Origin of the sequence: Nocardia sp. NPDC057272 (genome assembly GCF_042668615.1) — a bacterium.
GTDB lineage: Bacteria > Actinomycetota > Actinomycetes > Mycobacteriales > Mycobacteriaceae > Nocardia.
This window is the reverse complement of sequence record NZ_JBHUYK010000019.1, coordinates 37980-61432: the sequence shown is the minus strand read 5'-3', so window position 1 is coordinate 61432 and position 23453 is coordinate 37980. Positions and strand designations below refer to the sequence as shown.

General features: G+C 66.5%; 27 protein-coding genes. 18 read left to right on the top strand and 9 right to left on the bottom strand.

The features are described 5' to 3' along the window. The first annotated feature begins 86 nt into the window (after positions 1 to 86). The gene (locus tag ACFULV_RS23655; RefSeq protein ID WP_378660151.1) at positions 87 to 653 is read left to right on the top strand and encodes a TetR/AcrR family transcriptional regulator; all 567 of its coding nucleotides are present in this window, start codon (positions 87 to 89) and stop codon (positions 651 to 653) included. Positions 654 to 705: 52 nt separating this feature from the next. Here ACFULV_RS23655 and ACFULV_RS23650 read toward each other — a convergent pair whose 3' ends face one another. After that, the gene (locus ACFULV_RS23650) at positions 706 to 1365 is read right to left on the bottom strand and encodes a hypothetical protein (RefSeq protein WP_378660148.1); all 660 of its coding nucleotides are present in this window, start codon (positions 1363 to 1365) and stop codon (positions 706 to 708) included. 368 nt (positions 1366 to 1733) lie between these two features. On the opposite strand from ACFULV_RS23650, the gene ACFULV_RS23645 reads away from it, so the two are divergent. Further along, complete coding sequence (locus ACFULV_RS23645; RefSeq protein ID WP_378660145.1) at positions 1734 to 2642, top strand: hypothetical protein; 909 nt, start codon at positions 1734 to 1736, stop codon at positions 2640 to 2642. A gap of 44 nt (positions 2643 to 2686) precedes the next feature. On the opposite strand, the gene ACFULV_RS23640 is transcribed toward ACFULV_RS23645, so the two are convergent. After that, on the bottom strand, positions 2687 to 3598 hold the full coding sequence (locus ACFULV_RS23640) for an alpha/beta hydrolase family protein (protein WP_378660142.1): 912 nt from the start codon (positions 3596 to 3598) through the stop codon (positions 2687 to 2689). Between the two features lie 94 nt (positions 3599 to 3692). Then, positions 3693 to 5804 carry an acyltransferase family protein gene (locus tag ACFULV_RS23635; protein ID WP_378660140.1) on the bottom strand — a complete coding sequence of 704 codons (2112 nt, stop codon included), beginning with the start codon at positions 5802 to 5804 and terminating at the stop codon, positions 3693 to 3695. A gap of 279 nt (positions 5805 to 6083) precedes the next feature. Between ACFULV_RS23635 and ACFULV_RS23630 the strand changes: the two genes are divergently transcribed. Further along, the gene (locus tag ACFULV_RS23630) at positions 6084 to 6674 is read left to right on the top strand and encodes a hypothetical protein (RefSeq protein ID WP_378660137.1); all 591 of its coding nucleotides are present in this window, start codon (positions 6084 to 6086) and stop codon (positions 6672 to 6674) included. Positions 6675 to 6866: 192 nt separating this feature from the next. Next, complete coding sequence (locus tag ACFULV_RS23625; protein WP_378660134.1) at positions 6867 to 7379, top strand: hypothetical protein; 513 nt, start codon at positions 6867 to 6869, stop codon at positions 7377 to 7379. 237 nt (positions 7380 to 7616) lie between these two features. Here ACFULV_RS23625 and ACFULV_RS23620 read toward each other — a convergent pair whose 3' ends face one another. Beyond that, entirely contained in the window at positions 7617 to 7838 is a 222-nt protein-coding gene (locus ACFULV_RS23620; RefSeq protein ID WP_378660131.1) for a hypothetical protein, read from the bottom strand. A gap of 343 nt (positions 7839 to 8181) precedes the next feature. On the opposite strand from ACFULV_RS23620, the gene ACFULV_RS23615 reads away from it, so the two are divergent. Continuing rightward, positions 8182 to 8901 (top strand): hypothetical protein, encoded by a 720-nt coding sequence (locus ACFULV_RS23615; RefSeq protein ID WP_378660128.1) that lies wholly within the window; start codon positions 8182 to 8184, stop codon positions 8899 to 8901. A 4-nt stretch (positions 8902 to 8905) separates the two neighbouring features. Continuing rightward, positions 8906 to 9373 (top strand): NUDIX hydrolase, encoded by a 468-nt coding sequence (locus tag ACFULV_RS23610; RefSeq protein ID WP_378660374.1) that lies wholly within the window; start codon positions 8906 to 8908, stop codon positions 9371 to 9373. A 75-nt stretch (positions 9374 to 9448) separates the two neighbouring features. Here the strand turns inward: ACFULV_RS23610 and ACFULV_RS23605 are convergent, their stop codons facing one another. Then, positions 9449 to 10060, bottom strand: a complete 612-nt coding sequence (locus tag ACFULV_RS23605; RefSeq protein ID WP_378660127.1) for a hypothetical protein — start codon at positions 10058 to 10060, stop codon at positions 9449 to 9451. Positions 10061 to 10374: 314 nt separating this feature from the next. On the opposite strand from ACFULV_RS23605, the gene ACFULV_RS23600 reads away from it, so the two are divergent. From ACFULV_RS23600 to ACFULV_RS23590, 3 genes are all read left to right on the top strand, one after another. Next, the gene (locus ACFULV_RS23600; RefSeq protein ID WP_378660124.1) at positions 10375 to 10980 is read left to right on the top strand and encodes a hypothetical protein; all 606 of its coding nucleotides are present in this window, start codon (positions 10375 to 10377) and stop codon (positions 10978 to 10980) included. After that, a complete protein-coding gene (locus ACFULV_RS23595; protein WP_378660123.1) occupies positions 10931 to 11182 on the top strand; it encodes an RDD family protein in 252 nt (83 codons plus the stop codon). The genes ACFULV_RS23600 and ACFULV_RS23595 overlap by 50 nt, the downstream gene beginning before the upstream one ends. A gap of 99 nt (positions 11183 to 11281) precedes the next feature. Next, the gene (locus tag ACFULV_RS23590; protein WP_378660120.1) at positions 11282 to 11932 is read left to right on the top strand and encodes a zinc ribbon domain-containing protein; all 651 of its coding nucleotides are present in this window, start codon (positions 11282 to 11284) and stop codon (positions 11930 to 11932) included. 6 nt (positions 11933 to 11938) lie between these two features. Here the strand turns inward: ACFULV_RS23590 and ACFULV_RS23585 are convergent, their stop codons facing one another. Continuing rightward, positions 11939 to 12736, bottom strand: coding sequence for an EI24 domain-containing protein (locus ACFULV_RS23585; RefSeq protein ID WP_378660117.1), 798 nt, complete (start codon positions 12734 to 12736; stop codon positions 11939 to 11941). Between the two features lie 127 nt (positions 12737 to 12863). On the opposite strand from ACFULV_RS23585, the gene ACFULV_RS23580 reads away from it, so the two are divergent. Continuing rightward, positions 12864 to 14081, top strand: coding sequence for a TerD family protein (locus ACFULV_RS23580; RefSeq protein WP_378660115.1), 1218 nt, complete (start codon positions 12864 to 12866; stop codon positions 14079 to 14081). A 51-nt stretch (positions 14082 to 14132) separates the two neighbouring features. Here the strand turns inward: ACFULV_RS23580 and ACFULV_RS23575 are convergent, their stop codons facing one another. Continuing rightward, entirely contained in the window at positions 14133 to 14501 is a 369-nt protein-coding gene (locus ACFULV_RS23575) for a VOC family protein (RefSeq protein ID WP_378630624.1), read from the bottom strand. A gap of 63 nt (positions 14502 to 14564) precedes the next feature. Between ACFULV_RS23575 and ACFULV_RS23570 the strand changes: the two genes are divergently transcribed. Further along, on the top strand, positions 14565 to 15017 hold the full coding sequence (locus ACFULV_RS23570) for a MarR family winged helix-turn-helix transcriptional regulator (protein WP_378630626.1): 453 nt from the start codon (positions 14565 to 14567) through the stop codon (positions 15015 to 15017). 31 nt (positions 15018 to 15048) lie between these two features. Then, the gene (locus ACFULV_RS23565; RefSeq protein WP_378630628.1) at positions 15049 to 15633 is read left to right on the top strand and encodes a QsdR family transcriptional regulator; all 585 of its coding nucleotides are present in this window, start codon (positions 15049 to 15051) and stop codon (positions 15631 to 15633) included. On the opposite strand, the gene ACFULV_RS23560 is transcribed toward ACFULV_RS23565, so the two are convergent. Beyond that, entirely contained in the window at positions 15630 to 16229 is a 600-nt protein-coding gene (locus ACFULV_RS23560; protein ID WP_378660113.1) for a TetR/AcrR family transcriptional regulator, read from the bottom strand. The two genes, ACFULV_RS23565 and ACFULV_RS23560, sit on opposite strands and share 4 nt — an antisense overlap. 56 nt (positions 16230 to 16285) lie before the next feature. On the opposite strand from ACFULV_RS23560, the gene ACFULV_RS23555 reads away from it, so the two are divergent. The 5 genes from ACFULV_RS23555 (at position 16286) to ACFULV_RS23535 (ending at position 21352) form a co-directional block, all read left to right on the top strand. Continuing rightward, entirely contained in the window at positions 16286 to 17449 is a 1164-nt protein-coding gene (locus ACFULV_RS23555) for an acyl-CoA dehydrogenase family protein (RefSeq protein WP_378660110.1), read from the top strand. 9 nt (positions 17450 to 17458) lie between these two features. Continuing rightward, positions 17459 to 18586, top strand: coding sequence for an acyl-CoA dehydrogenase family protein (locus tag ACFULV_RS23550; RefSeq protein ID WP_378630634.1), 1128 nt, complete (start codon positions 17459 to 17461; stop codon positions 18584 to 18586). After that, positions 18586 to 19710, top strand: a complete 1125-nt coding sequence (locus ACFULV_RS23545; RefSeq protein ID WP_378660108.1) for an alcohol dehydrogenase catalytic domain-containing protein — start codon at positions 18586 to 18588, stop codon at positions 19708 to 19710. The genes ACFULV_RS23550 and ACFULV_RS23545 overlap by 1 nt, the downstream gene beginning before the upstream one ends. Then, positions 19707 to 21149, top strand: a complete 1443-nt coding sequence (locus ACFULV_RS23540; RefSeq protein ID WP_378660105.1) for an NAD-dependent succinate-semialdehyde dehydrogenase — start codon at positions 19707 to 19709, stop codon at positions 21147 to 21149. Before ACFULV_RS23545 ends, ACFULV_RS23540 begins: the two co-directional genes overlap by 4 nt. A gap of 113 nt (positions 21150 to 21262) precedes the next feature. Beyond that, entirely contained in the window at positions 21263 to 21352 is a 90-nt protein-coding gene (locus ACFULV_RS23535) for an alkyl sulfatase C-terminal domain-containing protein (RefSeq protein WP_378660372.1), read from the top strand. A gap of 119 nt (positions 21353 to 21471) precedes the next feature. Here the strand turns inward: ACFULV_RS23535 and ACFULV_RS23530 are convergent, their stop codons facing one another. After that, positions 21472 to 21927 (bottom strand): NUDIX hydrolase, encoded by a 456-nt coding sequence (locus tag ACFULV_RS23530; RefSeq protein ID WP_378660103.1) that lies wholly within the window; start codon positions 21925 to 21927, stop codon positions 21472 to 21474. A gap of 383 nt (positions 21928 to 22310) precedes the next feature. Between ACFULV_RS23530 and ACFULV_RS23525 the strand changes: the two genes are divergently transcribed. Beyond that, entirely contained in the window at positions 22311 to 23402 is a 1092-nt protein-coding gene (locus ACFULV_RS23525) for an alpha/beta hydrolase family protein (protein WP_378660101.1), read from the top strand. Positions 23403 to 23453: the final 51 nt, after the last annotated feature.

Below are 23453 nucleotides of genomic sequence, written 5' to 3'. Positions count from 1 at the left end.
GGGAAACCCACCTCATCTCTCGGTTCTTGAGTGGTGCTCAAGAAGCGTAGCGTTTTCTTGAGCACCACTCAAGATAAGATGATGGGGTGCCCCGGAATCGACGCCCGCAGAACCGCGAGGAGAAGCGCGAGGAGATCATCGTCGCCGCGCAACGGCTGTTCATCGACGACGGCTTCGAGTCGGCGTCCACGGCACGGATCGCCGGCAGCGCAGGAGTCGCCGTCAATACGATCTACTGGTATTTCCAGGACAAGGACGAGCTGCTCATCGCTGTCCTGGATCGCGTCCTGGCCGAAGCGCTCGCCACCTACGCGTCGGTCGACGGCCTGCCGCTGAACGACCGGCTGCTGTGGGTGGTCGACCAGCTGGAACGGCTACACGGGCTCGTCAACACCGTGCACACCCGCGCCCCGGTCTCTCCCGTCATCGACACCTGGCACGCCGGGTTCCATCAGCTGGCTGACGCCCTGTTCGCCGACGACCTCCGCAGGGCAGGCGCCGCCGAGGCCGACCTCGCCGCCATGACCGCCATCGGAACCTTCGTCATCGAAGGCCTCCTCACCCATCGGCGCGACGACGCGGGCAAGCGAGCCGTCATCGACCTGCTCGTCCACAGCCTCACCGCCGCCTCCAGCCGAACCGGGACAAGCTGACCGGCAGTCGTCGAGATCGGGTGTTACGAGCGGATCGTTTGCCCCGACATCGTCAACCTGGGGGCTGCCAATACCTCCCCGGCTGCATATGCCCAGACCGAGGCTGTCGGAAGGTGTCCATCACCATTCGGATCGCGGCAACGACGGCACCCGGACCGTGTTCGGGTCTGCTGTCGAAGTCCTCGTATCGCACTGCGGCCGACCCGTGGACGATCAGCTCTTCGGTGTCCGCCGGATAGAAGCCGTAGCCCACTCCGTCGGTGAGTTCGGTGTACGGATGACGACTGGAGTAGGCCGTAGCGAGAACGCCCGGGTGGGGAGAGCGCACCAGACCGCCGGCCGCCGCACGGTTGATCAGCGTTTCCAGTGCCGATTCGATCTCGAAGTCGGGGGTGCGGAAACCGAGCAGATCGGCCCAGTCCGGAAACGTCGACCGGCGTAGCTGCAAGGCCGCCGGTGCGCCGACGACCCATGCTCGCGCCCACGCGTCGATCGCCGGATCGATGACGAATTCCCAACTCCGCGCGTCGAATTCCTCTTGTGCTCGCCGCGCTCGCCGGGAGTCCTCGGCGTAGTAGGCCTCTCGAAACGCCGCAGTCGAGCGGTCGACAATCCGGGAATCGTTGTGCAGCGCCCTGTCTCGATCGTCCCAGCGCCGCGCAGGGGCGGTGCGCGACAAATAGAGTTCGTAACCGGATGGCTCCTGCTTCATGCACGCACAGTACCGATGTTCAACTTCTGTGAAGGGCTGCGCGCCAGCGACGTGAATAATGCTGGTCGAGCGCCTTTTGCCACCGCCCGCCGCGGATTCCATCGCCGATATTGTTTCGGTCGGACGGCAGCGCGCTCAGCGCGATCCGGACACAGACGCTGCTGCTCCCCTCGAGTAGAAGTCTCGACGGCAATTTATCCGCAAAGGCATATCGCCGCGAGTGGGTGAGCCGGTCCGTCGATCCGGTCAGGGGGACGCGCGCGTCTTCTTCGCGACGTGGCGCGGGGCTTGACAGGGGTGCCGGGCACGGCTTTGACTGATTTGAAAATGGGTTCCACCTCCTACGACAGTGCTCTGAGAGGTCGACGATGGGCAACACGCGGATGGCGAGGCCGGGGCATCGGCGCGGATCGTCCGCCCGCCGCGGAGTCATCTCGGTTCTGGCACTGATCGGTGCGTGCCTGCTCTCCTTGACGGCTACCCAGGCCGTCTCCGGGCAACCTATAGCAAACACCTCCGACACCGGATTCGCGATCCCCTTCGCCGGTGCGCCCGCCTACGAACACGTCGCACCACCGCTGCTGACGAGTCCGGACCAGCTCAACCAGCCGCTCGGTCAGGCCTTGGCCGACACGATCGCCGGTCAGGTGGGTCTCGACAGAGCCGACGCGCTGACCGAGCAGCAGTATCGTGACCTCAGCACCGGCGGCGGCGTCGGCGGCAGCCGCGAGGCGGCCGAGGTGATCGTCGCCTGCGTCGAGATCCTCACCAATACGGTCGGCCGCCCTCTCTATTCCGAGGTGAACGGACAGAGCACGCCGTCGGTGCTGGCCGGCTACGGACTGTACGTGAACCCCGGCGGGTTGTTGGAGAGCCCGGCCAACGTGGACGCGCCGACCAGACAGGTGAACACCTTGCTCGCGCCCGGCGGTTACGTCGGCACCTGGCTGCGGGAAAACGGTGCGTTTCGCACTCTGGTCGCGCTCTACCGGTCGGCCTACACAGTGCAAGCTGCCTACGGCTTCGCGGCACAACAGATTTCGGGCGCGGCTCAGCTGGTGACCAACACCAAGGGCGGAGTGAGCTCCGAGGTCGGCATGTCGATGGCCCCGCCGCTGTGGATTGTGAACTTCGCGCTGATCTACATCCTGAACCCGGCCCTGGCGGCCGAGATGCCGGCCCACTGGGCTCCCATACCCCCGCAGGTCGCCGACGCCATCAAGGCGAGCCCGACCGGCCAGGTCCCTTTCGGCGACTATGCGGTCTACTTCGAGTGACGTGGTCAGCACCACGGTGTGCCGGAGGTCGTGCGAGTGGAGCGTCAGTTGCTGGTGCCGACGTAGCCGATGATGGTGTCGCGCGCTGTGTTCCACGCGGAAGACTCGGCGTCGGCGAATTCACCGTGTCCGGTACCGCGCAGGATTCGTAGGTCGGCCATGCCGCCGGCGCGGGTGACAGCTTCGACGTAGCGGTGGCTTTGTAGCGGCGCCACAACTCGGTCGTTCTCGCCGTGTAATGCGGTGATGCGAGTGTCGTTCGCCGGGAGGCGGTGAATGGGGGAGGCGTTGCGGTAGCGGTCGGGTACCTCCGCCGGCGTACCGCCGAGGAGCTTCGGGACGAACGAATCCTGGCTCTCGGTGACGGCCAGATCCAAGTCGAGTACCGCGGCCATCAGGGTGAGGCTGCGGATGCGAATCGCGGGATGTCTCGGTGGTTCGCCTGCTCGGTGTCCGGCGGTCCACGCGGCGAGGTGGCCGCCGGCCGAGTGCCCGGCGAGGTGAACCCGCTGCAGGTCGAGCAGGTTACCGAGGCGTGGTGCGACGAGGTTCGCCAGCGCGTCGACGGCGTCGTCGACATCGGTGAGTGTGACCGGCCATCCGCCGCCGCCGTTCACTCGGCGGTACTCGATGTTCCACACGGCGACGCCGTCGCCTGCCAGCGCACGGGCATGGGCGTCGAATTGTGCGAGGGTACGGTTCTGCGCCCATCCGCCGCCGTGGATCAGCACCACCACGGGCAGCCGCGTGTTCGATGCCGGCGGCAGATAGAGGTCGCCGAATGTCTCCGGTGAGCTCCCGTAGCTGATGCGCATCGGGGATTGCGGAATCGCCACGGCTTCCGCGGCGACCGTCTCGGCCGGTACCGACAGATCCGTGGCGCGATATCCGAGGGCGAGGACGAACACCGCGAGCACGCTGAGACCGGCACTGCGACGCTTGCCTCCACGTGTCACCGGTAGTTCTCCTCTCGATCGCCTCTGAATCTGCACCGTATCGCCCCCACGGCCGGTCAACGGTGAGGTGGGACAGCCGGATCGGGGGCGTGCCTCACCACCACCCGAGGATCGGTTGCAACTCCCGTCCGAGTGGTCCGGCCAGCGACCGGGAGTAGCTCGCGGTCAGATGGTGTTCGTCGTGATAGATCAGGATGTTGCCTTCGGCCACCGCGCAGAGCGTGGGTTCACAGACCGCGTCCGTCAGGTCGATCGGGAAGACGCTGGGAAAAGCCGAGGCAGGTTCCAGTCCTGGGTTGACCGGATCGAGCGCGTCCTCGCGGCGCATGCCGCAGCTGGTTCGGTTCCCGCCGCCGGCCAAGCAATCGGTGGCTTTGTATCGGATCGTTCCGCGCCGCAGCCAGGGGGTGTCGCGGATGGCGACCACGTTGAGACCGCGGTCCGACAGTGCCGCCCAGACGTGGAGATAGTCGGCGGGCGTCTCGTCGCCGCCCTCGTCGCGGGGCCGGGTACCGGTGGTGAACACCCAGTCGGGGCGGTCGGCGTCGAGGCGGTCGATCACTTCGGCGGACCAGTCCCGGCAATCCGGGATGGGCTCGCCCTTGTAGGTGGCGTCGTCGGCGAGCGTGAGCGGGCAGCCCATCTTCAAGTACACCTGGATACGGAACGAGTGTTCGGTGGCGAGCACCTGGAGCGCGGGCAGCCAGTGTTCGGCATGGGAGCTCCCGACGAGTGCCAGTGTCCGATCGGCATCCGGGTCGCCGTAGGTACAGGTGACGACGTCGCGGGTGTCCCAGTCGGCGATACATCCGTCCGCCGTGGGCGGGGGGACTTCGGTGGGCGCGGCGAAGACGGTGGGTCGCATCGGCTCGTCGGGTGTCGCGGCGCCGGAGGCCAGCGCCTCCGCACCCGGGTACCTTGCCGGGTCGAGCTCCCCGGCCGCGACCGGTGGCTTGACCTGGACCACTGCGAACTGCCAACCGGCGGTGACGGTGATGGTCGCCACCAGCAACACCGCGACCGCAGACGCGACCAGATGCCGCGATCGTGCGTCCCCGGCACCGGTACTGTCCGCGGGTGAAGTGCGTTGCCGCAGTGGCTGTTCGATCCAGCGGTGTGTCATCCAGGCCAGCACAACAGACAGCCCGATCACCCCGGTGCCGCCCACAAGACCGGCGTGGGTGTTCCCGCGTTCGGTGAGGAAGAAGATCAGGATCGGCCAGTGCCACAGGTACAGGGGATAGGCGATATCGCCGAGCCACCGCATGGCCGCATGCGCCAGTAGCCGGTTCGGCAACGGCCAGTCGGCGACCCGCAACTGGGTCGCCGAGAGGATCACCGCAGCCGTCGCGCAGACAGGGAGCAGGGCCGCGGGGCCGGGGAACCGGTTGGCGCCGTCGATGATGAGCCACCCGCACAGCACGACAGCGAGAACACCGAACACCGAGAGCGCGACGCGCACCTGTCGCCACAACATCAGAGTCGGCGCGACGACGGCGAGCCCGGCGCCGACCAACAACTCCCACCCACGGGCGAAGCTGTCGTAGTAGTTCCAGCCCTGGTTCGTGGCGACGCCGTCGGCGGCGTAGACGAACGAAACCACCGACACCGCGACCACGACAGCGCCGGTGGTCGCGCGAATCCGACCAGGTCGTGAGAGCCGCGCGCACAACCAGGCGATAACCGCGACCGTCAGCAGCGCGGCCAGATAGAACTGCCCCTGCACCGACATCGACCACAGATGTTGCAGCGGACTGACCGAAGGATCGGCGGCCAGGTAGTCCGACCAGGTCAGGGCGAGCTGCCAGTTCTGGTAGTAGAACAGCGAAGACAGAACCTGCGCTGCCGCTGTCGACCATTGCGTGTACGGCAGCAATACCACCGTCGCGACGACGACCGCCGCCAGCACGACCGTCATGGCCGGGCCGAGCCGACGCAGAGTGCGGCGCACGACCGACCAAGCCCAGAACGGCTCCGGCGACTCCGCCCGACGCAGCAGCAAGCCCGTGAAGAAGAACCCCGAAAGCACCAGGAAGACGTCTACACCACCGGAAACACGACCGAACCACACATGGAAGACGACGACCAACGCGATCGCGAGACCCCGCAACCCGTCCAGATCGAAGCGGTACCCCAACCCGTGGTTGGTTCGCGTGGCGGTGGTGAGACGAGTCTGCTCGGTCGAATCGGCGTCAACATCGGTCACAGCCCCTGACACCGCCCCGCCGCGCTCACATCGGGTACAGGTGAGCCGGTTCTCCGGAGAACGGACGATGACGAGGACATGACAACTCTCCTACCACGGTCGAATCCACCAGGTCCATTCGCCGGCGCTCGCTTTGAGCGGGGGCCATGCCATCGGGCGTCGATATTCGCGGCGATCGTGGTGGCGGTAGGTCGCCGAACCGATAGTAGTTCGGTAAGCATGATCTGAATTCCGCTCGGGCAGTTATGGTCTGGGTGCCGTCGTCATGAAGGGACGTCCATGGACACCACCGACCGAACGACACCCGATCAACGCTCCTGGGTCCGCCGGAATCGGTGGATCGTCATCGCGAGCGCGGTCGGCGCGGTGATCGGGTTGACGTTGGCCGGCGGTGGCCTCCAGCACCTGAAACCGCTGTTCGGTATCGAGAGCGATTCGGTACGGTTGACCGAACCTGATGCCCTGCAGGGTCTTCCGCGCCTCACCGGTCCCGAAATTCAGCGCGAGGCCGCGACTGTCAAGAGCACCTACGGTGCGGACGTCGACTCGGTGGTCGCCGCTTACGGCGCCTCCAGCGAGCAGCCCGAGCTGATGGTCCATGTGGTGGCCGCGTCTTTGAAGAACCCCGAGACCAACCTCGACCGGCTGTTGACCGACACGCTCGGCACCACGCCCCGAGACGTGACGAGGGTCGACGCGGGCCCGTTGGGCGGTATCGCCCAGTGCGCCACCGCCGAAACCGTTCAGGGCGCGACGGCCCTGTGTTCGTGGGTGGCCGACAACAGTTTCGGCAAGATCGTATGGGTGGGCGCTTCGCTAGCTGACGCGACACGCGAATTCGCGCACATCCGGGGCCAGTTCGAGAACTGATGTCCGGCCGAACTGCCGGTCCAGCGCGCGAGTTCGGCCACAGCGTCATCTCCGCGCAGCGGTGGTCTACCAATCTTGTTGAGTCGACTCGGAACGTCGCTGGCTTCGTGCGACGGGGTACCGTCCAGCATTTCGTTCGGCGGCGTGCCGTCGGCGTCGGTCAGAGCGATAGCTTTGGTTGTGCTTACGGTGATGATGAACGACCGAGCGACGAGGGTGCTCGGTGTTCGGGGCGGATTCGGCGGCCTGGACCCAGAGGAGGGCTTGGCGGCCGGCCTGCGGAAGAGGGTGGACGGTGGGATCGAATGCCGCGGCGAGGTGGTGTGCTGGGGTCCGGTTCCCGCGCACGCTGACAACGCGCCGGGGCAGGCTTTCGATCTAACCGGTTGGGAATGTACATATACCAGCTTCCATCTCGAAGACTTTGTGCCCGTTGAGACTGCGTACGCCGAAGGGTCGATCGTCAGCGTCGAGGCGCAGCGAACCCTGCTTCGGCATGGGATCGCACTGGCTCGGGAGGTCGGGCGACTGGCTGGTGCACTCGACGCGTCGATTCCGCTGCGATGCATCATCGCGACCAACGAAACCAATGGCACGTTCAGGTTTCATAAGATCCGGCCCGATGAGAGCTGGCTGGCCGACGACCTCGACAGTTACGACGGCGAATGCATAGTTGTTGTCGACTTTCCCTCGGCTCACCCTTGATCTGTGAGCCTCTGTGCGTGAACGGCTGGCCGTATCGGGTTGCGATGATCGACGCGGCTGTGGGTGCCCAATCCCAGAACAAGCCGAAGACCAACGCGCAGCGTCCAGTATCCGGTCCGCCCCCCGTTTGGGTCGCTCTTCAGGGCGGTGGCGTAGGTAGTCATCTCTGTGGCCACAAGATCGCAGCCAGCAGGGCACCCGTCGGAATGCCGAACACAAGAACCCACATGAAGGCGGTCATCCGTCTGCTCGTTCACCGATCGCGGTAAGCGGGAGCGACGCATGATCGCGCTGCTCGGCAGCTTCGAGCCAGTCGGCGACATTGGCCAGGGTGCCGAGGCAGACCACCCTGAATGGGGTCGCGAGCACCCAGCCCTCCGGCGCTGGCTTGACGATCATCGAACGGAGCGCGGCACGTTCGCGCAGTGCGTCCAGCCTGGCTTTCATCGGGCCGGTCATGAGGTCTGCTTGTTGGTCGGCCAGGCGTCGAGCGCTGCGAGTAGCCGACGGATCACGGTCGGTGGCGCAACATCGGTCGGGTACGGGCGTTTGGTCTCGGGTGTACGTTCGGGTAGTGGCATGGCTCCCCCTCGTCCTGGTGGCGGGCTCCGCCCGGACAACCGATCAGTCAGATCATCCGGGCGGCCCAGTCTTGCGAGATCTCCTCGCTCCGCTCTAAGGGTCAATCAGTGAAAGGGTCGTTTACACCGCGCCCTGGGGACGTTTGGGACGTTTACGATACGTCCACCAGTTCGTCCCTCTGAGTGGAGTGGAGAGCATGAACCACGGTCTACGACAGGCGATGTCGGCGGCGAAGCTCACCGAACAGCAGCTAGCCGAAGCGTGCGACGTCGACGCGAAGACAGTTGCTCGGTGGATATCGAACTCTGCCCGAGTTCCGCACGCAAAGCACCGTTGGCGGGTGTGCGAGCTGCTCGGAGCGAGCGAGAGCGAACTATGGCCCTCTTCGGTTCGGCTGCAAGTGAAATCAGGCCCGGACCGCGAGGTCGTGCAGGTGTACCCGTACCGGTCTGCCGCTCCGGCATCGCTATGGCGGTCGCTGATCAGCAACGCTCGAACAGAACTCACATTCGCCGGATACACCAACTACTTCCTGTGGCTCGAGCACGCCAATTTCGGACGGGTTCTCCAGCGCAAGGCTGCCGATGGCTGCCACGTGCGGTTCCTGATTGGCGATCCGGAACACCGGGTAACCCGCGACCGTGAAGGTGAGGAGTCGGTACCGCTGACGTTGTCGGCACGTATCGCGGTGACCGTCGGCGAACTGGGAAGGATCCGGGGTACCGACAATCTCGAAGCCCGATACGAGACAGGGCACGTGAACATCTCGGTGTTCAGGTTCGACAACGACATGATCGTCACGCCGATCCTCGCGCGGCGGGTGGGCCACGATTCGCCGATGATGCACCTGCGGCGCGAGCAACCAGACGGCATGTTCGACCGATTCACCGAGCACGTCGAAGAACTCTGGTCTCGTGGTCGCGACATTTGGGAAGGCTGAAGACATGGGCAGGATTGACTACCAAGATGATCCCAACGCGCCAGCTGCGAACTCGCTGGTTCCTGCCGCCTCTGTAGTCGTTGTCGACGACCGGGGGCGCGTGCTGCTGCAACGCCGGGTCGACAACGGCATGTGGGCACTGCCGGGTGGGAAGATGGAACTCGGTGAGTCGCTGGCCGGGTGCGGCATCCGCGAGACCTGGGAAGAGACCGGGATCGATATCGCAGTCGTCGGGCTGGTCGGCACCTACACAGACCCCCGCCACGTGTTTGCCTATGAGGACGGCGAAGTGCGTCAGGAGTTCTCGATCTGTCTGCTCGGCAAGGCGACCGGGGGTCAGCTGCGCTCGTCGGATGAGTCGCACGAGGTTGCCTGGTTCGTTCCCGAGGACACCGACGCGCTCCCGATGGTCGACGCGATCCGTCTACGCCTGTCCGATTGGCGCTCTGGCCAGTACCCGGCTATCCGTTGACCGGTACCCGACCACAACGACTCGGCTGGTCAGAACGCCCGGCCGCGGGATACCGCGGCCGGGAGCGTCGGTAGATCAGGGCTGGCCGCTGACGGCGGCGGTGACGGCGTCGAGGAAGGGCTGGCCGCCCATGGCGTAGCCGCCGGCGATGGCGCCCAGGACCAGGCCGACGGGGCCGGTGATGATGCTGAGGAAGCCGAAACCGAGGACTGTGCCGATGAGGCCGCCGAGGATGCCGCCTGCGACGACGCCGACCACGTTGCGGTTGATCTCGTTGGTCAGCTGGGACATGGGGCTGATGGTCTGCATCTCGCCGATGCCGGTGGCGCTCGCCTGCGGGGCGAGGACGAGATGATGGCCGTTGTCGGAGATCGTTTGCGCCACTCGCATCTCCTTCCCGGAGATCTGGTAGGTGAGCGGGATACGGGTGACGACGGCACCGGAGTCGGCGACGAGGGTGACCGCGGTGTTGTCTTCGGTGGTGGTGAAGGTGCCGCCGGCGACGGTGGTGGTCAGCACCCGGGAGAACTCGGTGAGGGTGGCTTCGTAGTGCACGGACTGGTCGACCCCGGATGTGGTGGCCTCAGGGGTCGGGGGTGCGACCGGCTGCGCGGCAGCGGTCCCCGCGGTGATCCAGACGGCGGCGCCGACCAGGAGCGTGGCAGCGGGGAAGTAACCGAGTTTCATCAGGGAATTCCTTTACGCATCACGAAAGATTGCGCGGCAAAACGGCATGCCGCTGCTCGGGGCACGAACCGTGTTGTCCGCCAGTGAGATCGGGCAGACAATAGCACCCTTTTCCGGCAGTCGGTGAACCGTGCCGAATTGGGCGGTGGACCAGTAATTCGCATTGTTAAAATACTAATATTCACAATTCGACACGTTCGTGTGTGCCGTGTAAGAACTGTCAGGCGAGTGGGACGTCGGTCGGGGATGTCCAGCGGATGAGTAGGACAACACAGATGGCACGTCGGAGAAACCTAGCCCTGCTCGGTGTGTCCATGGGGGCAGTGTTTGCCCTGGCAGGAGTGTTCTACCTGGCGCTTTCCGTCGTCGTGGGGTTCGCGGCCGAGCAGCCCGACGAGCCCGACAATGCCTCCGCTGAAAAAACTTCGCCGACCGAGGTTTCGGCAACTCAACCGCTGGGAACTATTACCGATGTTTCTGGCAGCGTCGTGTCGACTTTGACAAAATCCGCGACGAAGATTCCCTGGGTGGAACTGCGTGCCGGCGATTGTGTGGATTTGAATGCGAGTCCGGACGATATTCGCCAGGTCTCGTGCGGCGACATCCACTCCCGCTACAAGGTGACGGAATTGGCGTCGGCGGGCGGACACTGCCCGGGCGATGTCGACCGCGCCCAACCTCGGACGCTGCCCGGCGGCGTGGACCAGACCCTCTGCCTGGATATCGACTGGACTGTCGGGGAATGCCTGGACATGGAGGGGGACGCGGCGAGACACGTGGACTGCGCCGCCGACATCCCTGGTCGGGTCCGCGTCCTCGAGATCCGGCATGACACCACGGATGTGAACGTCTGCACGATCGGCGACCGCGGTGTCGTCTACGACCAGCGCCGCTACGTGGTCTGCGTCAGCACCCGCTGACGGTGCGGGCGGCGCGGCCGAGCCCGATCTCGTCGAATCGGCCAAGCGCAACGCCTACATGCTGCTGAACCTGATTCCTTGGCTGGGCGGGCTGCTGTGGTTCATCGCGGCCATCGGCATCGCGGTCACGGTGAGCTCGAGCCCGAGCAAACAAGGCTGGCACGACAAGTTCGCGGGTGGCACCCAGCTGGTCAAGGACTGATCCGGCCGTCGTGCGGTTGTGTTGCGTTCTTCGCGGCCCCCGGCGATAAGGAATCGGCGAACGCCGAAACTCCCGCGCCGGAAGAGGAACCGAACACACATGGCCGCACCGGTGGTCTTCACCAGCAACTGTTCCGACCAGTCCAACGACAACGGTTTCCAGTGGGAGTTCCGCTGCGAACGCTGCACTACCGTCCACCGGTCAGCGTTCCAGCAGAACTACCTGTCTCGGGGTCGCGGTGTGCTGCGCTCGATGCGTGATCTGCTCGGGGACCGAATCCCTCTCCTCCACAAGGTATCTTCGGCCGCGGACAGCTACTCCAACAGTTGGGGCGGCTCCGCGTCGAGCACCAAGGACGCTGCGTTCGCCAAGGCCGTCGACGAGGTAGCGCGCGAGTTCCGTCTGTGCGCGGGCTGCGGTTCGTGGACGTGTGCGCGGATCTGCTGGAACGACCATGTCGGACAGTGCACCAACTGTTCGCCGCAGGTGGGGCACCAGATCGCGCAAGCGCAGGCCGCCGCCCGTGGCGCGCAGATCCACCAGGCGGCTCAACGTCAGGAGTGGGCAGGACAACACGACCTCGGTACTCCCGCGCGGGTCGCCTGCCCCACCTGCGCCGCGGCCACTGACGGTGGCCGGTTCTGCCCATCCTGTGGCAGCGCGCTCGACATCCGCAGCGATTGCCAAGGTTGCGGTTCCCAGGTCGGTCCAGGCGCGCTGTTCTGCTCGAATTGCGGTCGCGCCCGATAGGCGCGGTTATCGGGGCGGTGTCGTCATCGCTTCGCCGACCAGTGGTTTACCGTCCGCTCGGTTCTCCTCGCTCAGGCTGCGCACCATGAGCGTCGCACCCGCGACGGCGCCGGGCATCAGCAGCACGGCCACGAACGGGATCAGGAAGACAATGGCGAGTGGAACACCGAAGCCCCAGGCGAGCATGCGTCGTCCGCGCAAGACGGCCAGTTGTTCGCGCAGCTCGACGCCGCGACGCTGCCACGCCACCGCGGTGAGTTCTTGGGCGAGGAAGAAGGCGGTCACGCCGATCCCGATCACCGGAACGACGGTTTGGCCGAGCACGGGGATGAACCCGAGAACGAACAACAGCACGGCCCAGGCCAGGACTCTGATCAGCAGACGAACACTGTCGCGGGTCGATATCCACAGATCCCGCCCGAACCCGTTGCCCGACTCCGGCGCAGTGCCGTTCGCCGACTCCGACCTGTCGACCTGCTCGGACAGCCGCTCGTAGAACGGCTGCCCGATCACCAACGTGATCGCGGTGAACGCCACCACCGCGACCAGGGCGCCGAACCCGAACAACACCACGACCAGCAACCCACGAAACAGCCCGCGCCACGGCGAGTTCCAGTCGTCGGCGAACGGCGACATCCATGCGGTGAAGTCCCCGACACCGAACGCCGCTCCGGTGAACACCGCGACGTAGAGGACCAACGTGACCAGTCCGGGCAACAGCCCGAAGCCGAACCAGCGACCGTGGCTCGCGACCCACCGCTGCCCGCTCCACAAGTAACCGAACCCTGTCCCCAGTTCATGCATGGCCGTAGCCTATCCGCGATCGATCGACGCCTCGGCGGTGTTGTGGGCGTTGAGCTTTCACCCCTTGTCGCGAAATGGTTTCTCGTACAGTGGAAGCAAGTATTCGTCGGGGGTGAGAGGCGCAACGGTGTCGACGAGTCTGTCGAAAGGGCAGAACAGCCCGCTGACCGTCCACGATGTCGTGGTCGCGGTGCAGATCGATGCGGCCGCGGACCTGTCGGCGCTACTGGTCACCGACGAGGGCAAGGTTCGCTCGGACGCAGACTTCGTCTTTTACAACCAGCCGGCGGGGCCCGGTGTTCGCCTGCAACCGACCTCGCCGGGGCGACCCTCAGGGTTGGCGGTTTCGCTGGATCAGGTCCCGGCCGATGTCGCCCAGATCCGAGTGGTGATCACCCTCGACGACGCGAGTGCGACGTTCGGACGGATCGCGGCCCCGTCGGTGTTCGTGACGGACGGAACCGGTATTCGGTTGTACGAGTACAGGATCGACGGGTTGACGATCGAGTCCATTGTGATCGCGGTCGAGTTCTACCGTCGCCGAGGCAGCTGGAAGGTTCGCGCGGTCGGACAGGGCTACGCGGGGGGATTCGCCGCCTTGGCCACCGACCACGGCGTCACAGTCGATGACCCTCCGCCGCCGGCCCACCCCGCCACACCAGACCAGAGCTATCCGCCGCCACTTCCAGCGTCTGCCGGTTACCCGCCACCGCCGAGCGCGACGCCACCGGTCTCCGCCGGTGAGGTCGGGCTGTCGAAGAATCGACCCGTCAGCCTGTCGAAAGGGCAGCGGGTCACGCTGCGCAAAGACGGAGGCGTCGCGTTGACTTTCATTCGGATGGGGTTGGGCTGGGATCCGATCCGGCGTGGCGGGCTGTTCGGGCGCCGTGCGATCGAGATCGACCTCGACGCCTGGGTGGCGATGTTCGCCGACCGAAATCTGGTCGACGTCGCCTATTACGGGCAGCTCGTGTCCAAGGACGGATCGATCCGGCACCAGGGTGACAACCTCACCGGTGAGGGCGAGGGCGATGACGAGGTGATCCTGGTCGACCTGACCCGCGTCCCGGCGCACGTCACCACCTTGCTGTTCATCGTGACTTCTTACCAGGGACACACTTTCGAGAAGGTCGTCAACGCGTTCTGTCGCCTGGTGGACAACACGACCGATACCGAACTGGCCCGATATTCGCTGACCGGCGGGATGCGGTGCACCGCGATGGCCATGGCGAAGGTCTTTCGCGGCGACGGAGACTGGCAGCTGCAAGCCCTCGGCGAGGGCTTCGACGCCAAGCATCCCGGCGAAGCGGTGCCCCTGCTCGGGCGATTCGTCACACGAGGATGACCCAGCTCCTGGGGTGAACCAGGGCTCCGGGAGCCGGAGATCGGCCGGCCGTCAGGTGCGGTCGTGGAGAGTGATGTGGTAGCCGTCGGGGTCGGCGAAGGTGAAGGTTCGGCCGAAGGGGCCGTCGATCGGTGCGGAGACGATGGTGTGGCCGTCGGCGGCGAGAGCATCGTGAACGGCCTGGACGTCTGTGGCGTGGAGCCAGATCGCGGCACCGATGCCGGGCTGGGGCACGGAGGCGAGATCGGTGCCGGGAACGATGTCGCGGAGTGCGAACGCGATCGGTTTCGTGTCGAAGACTACGGCGTGCGGAGGGCCGGTCGGTGAGCGGACGAGGCCGAGGTATTGCTCGTAAAACGCCTGGGAAACACCGAGGTCGCGTGCTTGCAGTGAGAGGAAGTCGGGGCCGGTGGCGGGCATGGTGAACTCCTTTGCGGTCGTGTCAGTATCCTGACACGAACCAATCTATGTCAGAATACTGACATGAGTCAAGACGGAGTCGATCTGGAGACGTCACTGGGCTACCTGCTGAAAGAGGCGTCGAGCGCGCTCCGCATCGCCATGGAGGAAGTGCTGCGCCCGCTCGGGATGAGCGTGACGCACTACTCCTGCCTCGAGCTGCTGGCTCAGCGACCGGGCTTGTCGAACTCCGAGCTCGCGCGGGGCGCGTTCGTCACCAGGCAGACGATGAACGTGCTGCTCCAGACCCTAGAACGAGACGGTTATGTGACCAGGCCCGCGGAGGCGCCCGTCGGGAAGGTTCTTCCCACGCGGCTCACACCTCGCGGACGGAGAAGCCTCGAGCAGGCGAGCGTGGCGGTCCGGTCCGTCGAGGTCAGAATGCTGGCCGGCATGACCGAAGCCGAGCAGTCGGGCGCGTTCCGGATTCTGCGGAGCATGATCCGTTCTCTGCGCGATGACAGCGACGGCGCATAGCCCGTTCCCTGACGCGCTCTATGCTGTCGGCGTGGCACGCACCGAAGGAACCCGAGCTCCCGGCCGCCCGGCCGCGGCGAGCCGTGACGACGTGCTGGACGCCGCCGTGCAGGTCTTCCTGGCGGGTAATCGAGTCGACGCGAATGCCATTGCCGCCCAACTCGGCCTGGGCCGCACCAGTATCTACCGGTGGTTCGGTTCCCGGGACGGGCTGCTCGGAGCGGCCTTGGCGCGCCAGCTCGAGCGTATGGTCGCCTACGCCGAACGGCGCAGCACCGCCACCGGCGGGGAGCGGCTCGTGCAGATCCTCGACAGCGCCATTCACTGGCTGGTCGAGGACGGTTCGCTGCGCACCTACTTCGATCAGGAATCCACGTCGGCACTGCGCGTGATCACCCGCAGCGACGGGGTGGTGCACCCGGCGGCGGTCTCGATCGTGGAAGGTCTGCTCGAGCGCGCCGAGGAGCAGGGCTATCAGCCGCCGATCGATCGCGCCACCCTCGCCTATGCCCTGGTCCGGCTGTGGGAAGCGTTCCTGTACAACGACGCGGTGGCTGGATTCCAAGGTGACGTGGAGCGGCTGAGTCGCGTCCAGGCTGCCCTGCTTCGGGCCTAGTCGCCACTGTCGCGCAGGCCCGCGCAGTACCACCCGGCAAGGGTGTCCAGCGCCGTCTGTCGCGATATCGGTTGCCGCAGGCGGTGCCATTCGTCTGCCGCTGTCAGGGTTGCGCCGATGAGTCCGGCGGCGAGGAGGCGGGTCCGCTGCGGCCGATTTTCGTTCGGGTGCAGGTGGGTGGCCAGCGTATCGACGAACTCCGCCCGTGCCGTGGCGATTCGGGACTCGACGGTGTGGTCGCCGACGGCACCGGCACCGAAAACCAGCTCTGATGTGGAGTGCGGGCCGGACTCGACGAGATCGAAGAGAACCCCCACGCAATGCCGGACCCGGTCGACGTCTGAGGTCGCCGCGTCGTGGGCGTTGCGCAGCCTGCCGGCGAGGTCGTCCAGGTACTCCAGGATCACCGCGAGATAGAGCTCGCTCTTGGTCGAGAAGTGGCGGTAGAGAACAGGTTTGGTGACGTCGGCGGCGGCACTCACGGTGTCCATCGTGGTGCCGTGATAGCCGTGCGCGGTGAACGTTGTCCGCGCGGCGGTGACGAGCCGACCGCGCTGCATGCTGCTGGATCGGGACGTCGCGAAGGAAGTGCTCATGGCCGGGTCCCTACCTCCATTTGATACACAGGGAACTCTATGTAACATACTGGACCATGCAACTGGCCTTCACCGAGGACGAGCTCGCCTTCCGCGACGAGCTGCGCGCCTTCTTCCGCCGTGAGATTCCCGCAGACATCCGCGGGCGGAACCGACACATGCACGAGCTGAGCAAGGACGACTTCGTCACCACTCAGCGCATCCTCAACGCCGCCGGGCTGGCCGTACCCCACTGGCCCGTCGAGTGGGGTGGCCGGGACTGGTCGGCCGTGCAGCACCACATCTGGCATCACGAAATGCAGCTCGCCTCGGTGCCGGAGCCACTCACCTTCAACACGAACATGATCGGCCCGGTACTCGCCGAGTTCGGTTCGCCGGAGCTCAAGGCGCGATTCCTGCCCGCGACGGCGAACCTCGACATCTGGTGGTGCCAGGGCTTTTCCGAGCCCGACGCCGGATCCGACCTGGCCTCGCTGCGTACCGTCGCGGTGCGCGACGGTGATCACTATGTGGTCAACGGGCAGAAGACCTGGACCACCGCCGCCCAGAGCGCGGACTGGATGTTCTGCCTGGTCCGCACCGACCCCACCGCGCCCAAGAAGCAGGCAGGCATCTCGATGCTGCTGTTTCCCATGGACACCCCCGGCGTGACGGTGCGGCCGATCGAGCTGATCGACGGCGGCTTCGAGGTCAACGAGGTCTTCTTGGAGAACGTGCGCGTCCCGGCCGATCAGCTGGTCGGCCAGGAGAACCACGGCTGGGCCTACGCCAAATTCCTGCTCGGCAACGAACGCACCGGCATTGCCGCGGTCGGGCAGACCAAGGTCCGCCTGGAGCTGGCGAAGGAATACGCCGCCCGGACCCGGCTCGGCACCGGCACGATCCTCGACGACGCGAGCTTCGCCGCCCGGATCGCCGATCTCGACAACGAGCTGCTGGCGCTGGAGCTGGTGCAGCTGCGGGTCGCGGCGAGTTCGAGTGGCGGCGCTCCGAATCCCGTCTCGTCGATCCTCAAACTGCGCGGCACCGAACTGCAGCAGGCCGTCACCGAACTGCTCGTCGATATCGCGGGCCCCGCTGCCGTCGCCCGGGTAGGGGAGACCGACGACTGGGCGCGTCGCACCATCGCCGGATACCTGAACTACCGCAAGACTTCCATCTACGGAGGATCGAACGAAGTGCAGCGCACCATCATTGCCTCGACGATCCTCGGACTGTGAGTAACCGCCATGGATTTCACCTTCACCCCTGAGCAGACCCTGCTGCGCGACACGGTGCGCAGCGTGCTGACCCGCCACTACACCCCCGGACGCCGCGCGGAGGTGATCGCCGACGCTCCCGGCTGGGATCCGAAGGTGTGGGCGGACTTCGCCGAGGTCGGTCTGCTCGGGCTGACCGTGTCCGCCGAGGACGGCGGCGTCGGCGGCGGCCCGATCGAAACGATGCTTGCCCTCGAGGAAATCGGCCGCACCCTGGCCCCCGAGCCGATCTTCGACTGCGCCCTGCTGCCCGCCCTCGTGATCGGCCGGGCCGGCACGGCAGGCCAGCGTGCGTCCCTGCTGCCCGGAATCGTCGACGGCGAGCAGCTGTTCGCCTTCGCCCACGCCGAGCCCGGCGTCCGCTGGCCGGACACGCGTTCGGAAACCCTGGCCGTCGCCAATGGTGACCGGTGGACGCTGACCGGTCGCAAAAGTCCTGTGCCCTCCGGAGATCGGGCCGACCGGTTGATCGTCTCGGCCGTGGTACCCACCGGCGAGACCGCGTTGTTCCTGGTCGATGCCGAGGAGACAGCGGTCGTGCGCACCGCCTACCGCACCTACGACGGAGGTAGCGGCGCCGAGATCGAATTCCGTGGTGCACCCGCCGAATTGCTCGGCACCGATCTCGATGCCGGTGCGATCATCGACGAAGCCGTGATCACGACGCAGGCCGCACTGGGCGCCGAGGCGGTCGGTGCGATGGCCGAGGCGTTGCGACTCACCACCGAGTATCTGAAGACCCGCAAGCAGTTCGGTGTCGCGCTGCGCACCTTCCAGGCCCTCACCCACCGGGCGGCGGACATGTACGTCTCGCTGGAACTGGCCCGCAGCATGAACCTGTACGCGGCGATGTCCTTGGCGGACGGCGTCGTCGATCCGACGGTGGCCTCCCGTGCGAAACGGCGAATCGACCTCTCCGGCAAACACATCGGCCAAGAGGCCATCCAGCTGCACGGCGGAATCGGCATGACCGCCGAATACCCGGTCGGGCACTACACCGCCCGGCTCACCACCATCGAACACACCCTGGGCGACACGAACGATCACCTGCGCTACCTGTCGGGCCCCCTGGGCGAGCACCGGAAAGCAGAGATCTGATGCGTATCCGTGGCGCCGTTCTCGACCACCCCGACCGGCCGCGGCCCTTCGCGTCGTCGCGCCCGATCGGGGTGTACGACCTCGAACTCGACGAGCCGGGTCCGACCGAGGTACTGGTCAGGATCGAAGCGGCCGGTGTGTGCCATTCCGATCTCAGTGTGGTCGACGGCAATCGGGAGCGGCCGCTGCCCATGCTGCTCGGCCACGAGGCGGCGGGCATCGTGGTGGCACTCGGCGACCAGGTCGACGACCTGACAGTGGGCGACCGGGTGGTCATGTCGTTCCTGCCGCGGTGCGAGCGCTGCGCTGCGTGTGCCCGCGGCGGTGAACTGCCCTGCACCGAAGGAACCCGGTCGAACACGGCAGGCGAGCTCCTGCACCACCCCGGCAGACTGACCAGGGCCGGCCGGCCCGTGCGTCACCACCTCGGCGTCTCCGGGTTCGCCACGCACGCGGTGATCGACCAGGCTTCGGTCGTCGCGGTCGGCCGCGACGTGCCGCCGGAGGTCGCGGCACTGTTGGGGTGCGCCGTCCTGACCGGCGGCGGCGCCGTGCTCAATGTCGCCGACCCGGGGCCGGAGGACGACCTGATGGTTGTGGGACTGGGCGGCGTCGGCATGGCCGCGTTGCTCACCGCCTCCGCGATCGGGGTGCGGCGCATCGTGGCGGTCGACCGTCTGCCCGCCAAGCTCACGGCCGCCCGCGACCTCGGCGCGACCGAAACCTACACGCCCGAACAGGTTGCGGTGCAAGGAATTCGGGCGCGCTACGTGATCGAGTGCGCCGGTCATCCCGACGCGTTCGAAACCGCCTTCCTGGCCACCGCTGCCGGAGGAACCACTGTCACCGTCGGTCTGCCGGCTCCGTCGGCCACCGTGACGCTGTCGCCGCTGCTGTTCACCGCGCAGGCCCGCACCGTGGTCGGTAGCTATCTGGGCTCGGCGGTACCGGCGCGCGATATCCCGCGCTACGAGCAGATGTGGCGGGCAGGCAGGCTGCCGGTCGAGAAACTGATCTCCGCCCGCATCGGACTCGACGACCTCAACGAGGCGATGGATCAACTCGCCGACGGCGCGGCGGTGCGTCAGGTGATCGTCTTCGAACCCGACATGGAGCCGCGATGACATCCACCCTTTCCGACCTGCCGGTCGCCCAGTTCATCGGCGGCGACTGGGTCGACGGCACGGCGACAATGTCAGTGCGCAATCCCGCCACCGGCGCAGAGATCGCGACCGTCGCCGACGGCGACGACAGGACAGCCGCGGCCGCGTTGGACGCCGCGGCGGCCGCCCAGCAGGACTGGGCGGCCACCGATCCGCGCCACCGCAGCGACATCCTGGCGCGCGCGTTCCACCTGCTACATGCCGACACCGAACGGATCGCCCACACGATCACCCTGGAAATGGGCAAACCGCTTGCCGAGGCACGCAGCGAAGTCGCCTATGGCGCCGAATTCCTGCGCTGGTTCGCCGAGGAAGCCACCCGTGGCAGCGGAGCGTACTTCCGCGCACCGAGCGGAGGTCGCCGGATCGCGGTCCGCAAACAACCGGTGGGCCCGGTTTTCGCGATCACACCGTGGAACCTCCCCCTGGCCATGGTCACCCGCAAGGTGGCCCCCGCACTCGCCGCGGGCTGCACCGTCGTTCTCAAGCCCGCACCCCAAACCTCGCTCACCGCAGTGGCATTCATGCAGATTCTGGCGGAGGCAGGCGTGCCGCCGGGCGTCGTCAACTGTGTCACCACCTCGCGCGCGCCGCTGGTGTCGGCGCGGATTCTCACCGACCGGCGGCTTCGCAAGCTCACCTTCACCGGTTCCACTGCCGTCGGCCGAACGCTGCTGACGCAAGCCGCGCAAGGAGTCCTGCGGGTTTCGATGGAACTCGGCGGCAACGCTCCCTTCGTCGTCCTGGAGTCCGCCGACCTGGACAAGGCCGTCGGCGGCGCGGTGCTCGCCAAACTGCGCAACGCCGGCCAGACCTGCGTGGCCGCCGACCGCTTCCTGGTCCACGAATCGCGGGCAGCGGAGTTCACCGAGCGGTTCCTCGCCGCCGTTTCCGCGCTGCCGGTGGGCGATGGCCTCGACCGCGCCACCCGCATCGGACCCGTGATCGACGACGCGGCGGTGCGGCGGATCACCGCGCTCATCGACGAAGCGGTCGGCCAGGGCGCACACCTGCACACCGTCGGTACCGACACCGCAGGTGCTGGCCACTTCCTGCAACCCGCGGTCCTGACAGACGTCGATACCCGAACCCGTCTCTGGGATTCGGAGGTGTTCGGCCCCGTCGCCGCGATCCGCACCTTCACAGACCCGGCCGTTGCCCTGCAACTGGCCAACGACACCGACTCGGGCCTGGCCGGATATGTCTTCGGCGAAAACCTCAGCGACACCCTCGAATTCGCCGAAAGCCTGCAGACCGGCATGGTCGGCGTGAACACCGGTGCGATCTCCGACCCGGCCGCACCCTTCGGCGGGATGAAATCCTCCGGGCTGGGCCGGGAAGGTGGCAGCACCGGGCTGGAGGAATACCAGGAATCGCAGTACCTGGCCATCGACCGATGACGGGCCGAGCACGCGGCGGAGTTCGATGACGCGGCGTTCTCGCCGGTCGGCCGCCAGCCAGGACACTATCCTGGCCATGCCGATCCACATCCTGTTCGACTCGTCGCGGCAAGATTACGATCACGGGCGATCCGGCGGTCCTCGCCACCTTCGGCACGCTCCTCGACGAGTTCGATCCGGCTTTCCCGATCGTCACCCCCTGATCCGCCGCGAGAGGTCCGCGAGATGGACCGATCCTGATCGGCGGTGTCGATGAGTTGGCACAACCGGACTACGGGCCACGAATTCCCGGATCTTGTTCAGTGACGCCGAGACCTGGCTTTCATCCGAGGACGAGGTCGCGGTAGGTATCGAGGATGCCGCGGATGGACGATGTCACCCGCAGCTCACCGTCGAGTGGTGCCCAGACGTAGCGGGCGTGCGCGGTGAGGTGGATCGGGTGTGTCGCGGCGACATCGACGGCGAAATGCAGACGGCGAACCGGGTGTGCGTCGGGGGACAGGTAGTCGAAATCCCCGACGTGGTGGCGGATGCCGGTGACCATCAGCCCTGTTTCCTCGAGCACGCCACGGGCGACCGCCGCTGCGAGGGATTCCCCGTGCATCACCGTCGCGCCGGGCAGCTTCAACGGTGCCTTGATCGGACCGGTGTCGTGGCGCTCGAGAAGTAGTATCTGCCCGCCACGATCGATGATCGCGCCGACTCGCGGTGCGGTGCCGTCGATCGCGGCCCGGCGGGACAGATCCTCGAACTCCGACTCAGATACCGTAGGACTCACCGACTCTTCACTCCTACACCCACTCGATACCAATGGCCGGATTCGACGAACACAGCCGATTATTACGGTACTTGCCGGACGCCGCGGATGTAGGCGAACCGGAGGGTAGCTTGAGTTGGCCTCTGCTGCAGCGAAACTGGACAATTGACCGCTGATCCAGTCGATGCTGGGAACAGTCGAGCGGTCGACGGGCCTGCGGGGCGCAGCATGGGGGACTGCGTCCAATAGGGTGGGGACCGATACCGGATCCAGGGGTGGGGGTTGTGTTGACAGGCAAAGGTTCCCGAGGTCTCGCGGCCATCGCAGTGGCACTGTGCACGGCGGCCGCCACTGCCGGAGTGTCATCCTGCGGCACACCACCGGCTGCGCCGGGCGCATCTGTCATGGTGTCGCTGCCGGCGCCGACCGGGCCGAACACAGTCGGGGTCACCGAACTCCAGGTGACCGACTCTCGCCGCACCGATCCCTGGACAGGTGCCACGCGCGAACTCCTCGTACAGATCTGGTACCCGGCGCAGGCCGCCGGTGACGCGACCACGGCGGCGTGGATGCCGCCCGGCGGCCGCTCAGCGCAGGAGGCCTACCTCGCCGGACTCGGGGTGCCCGAAGCTCGATGGTCCCTGGGGCCGGGCCACAGCTACCCGAACCGACCGGCTCGCGAAGCAGGCGGGCCGTTCCCGGTCCTGCTGAACTCTCCCGGCATGGGTGATTCCACCGGCTGGAGCACCGCGCAAGCCGAGGATCTCGCCAGCCACGGCTACGTCGTTGCCGCGATCAACCACACTCATGAGGCCTTCGCTGTTCACTTCCCTGATGGCCGGGTCGAGCACACGGTCGTTCCGCTCGATTCGCCCCAGGAAGTCCTGCGAGACCTTCTGGTCCCCACCCGAGTGGCCGACACTCGTTTCGTCCTCGACGAACTCGCCGCTGCGACGACCGACCGGCAGTCGGCGGCGAGGTTGCCCGTCGGGCTGAGCGAGCGACTCGACCTGTCCAACGTGGGAATGTTCGGACATTCGCTCGGCGGATCCACCACTGTGCAGTCGCTGCACGACGAACCCAGGATTCGCGCCGGCGTCAACTTCGACGGGCCGATTCTGGGTTCGGTCGCTACCGACGGGACAGTCCAGCCGGTACTGATGCTCGCCAGCGGCGCCTCGCCCTGGTACGGAAACGCGGGCTGGGAACCGAACTGGCCCAACAACTCCGGGGTGAAGATTGCCCTGCGCGTCGCGGGCACCGAGCACATGTCCTTCAGCGACCAGCAAACGATCCTGCCCCAACTCACCGCCGCAGGACTACTGCCCGCCGCCACAACAGCGAAGGCGGTCGGTGGGATCGACCCACAACGATCCATCGACCTGCAGCGCACCTCGCTACGCACATTCTTCGACGCCGTGTTCGGCCGCAGCACCAGCGGCGTCGTCGAGGCGATCGACAACTTGGATCAACCCGAAGTCGCCGGTCCTCGATAGACAGCTACACCTGCACTGGCCGCGCCGTGGGGAGCCCACGGCGCGGCCGGT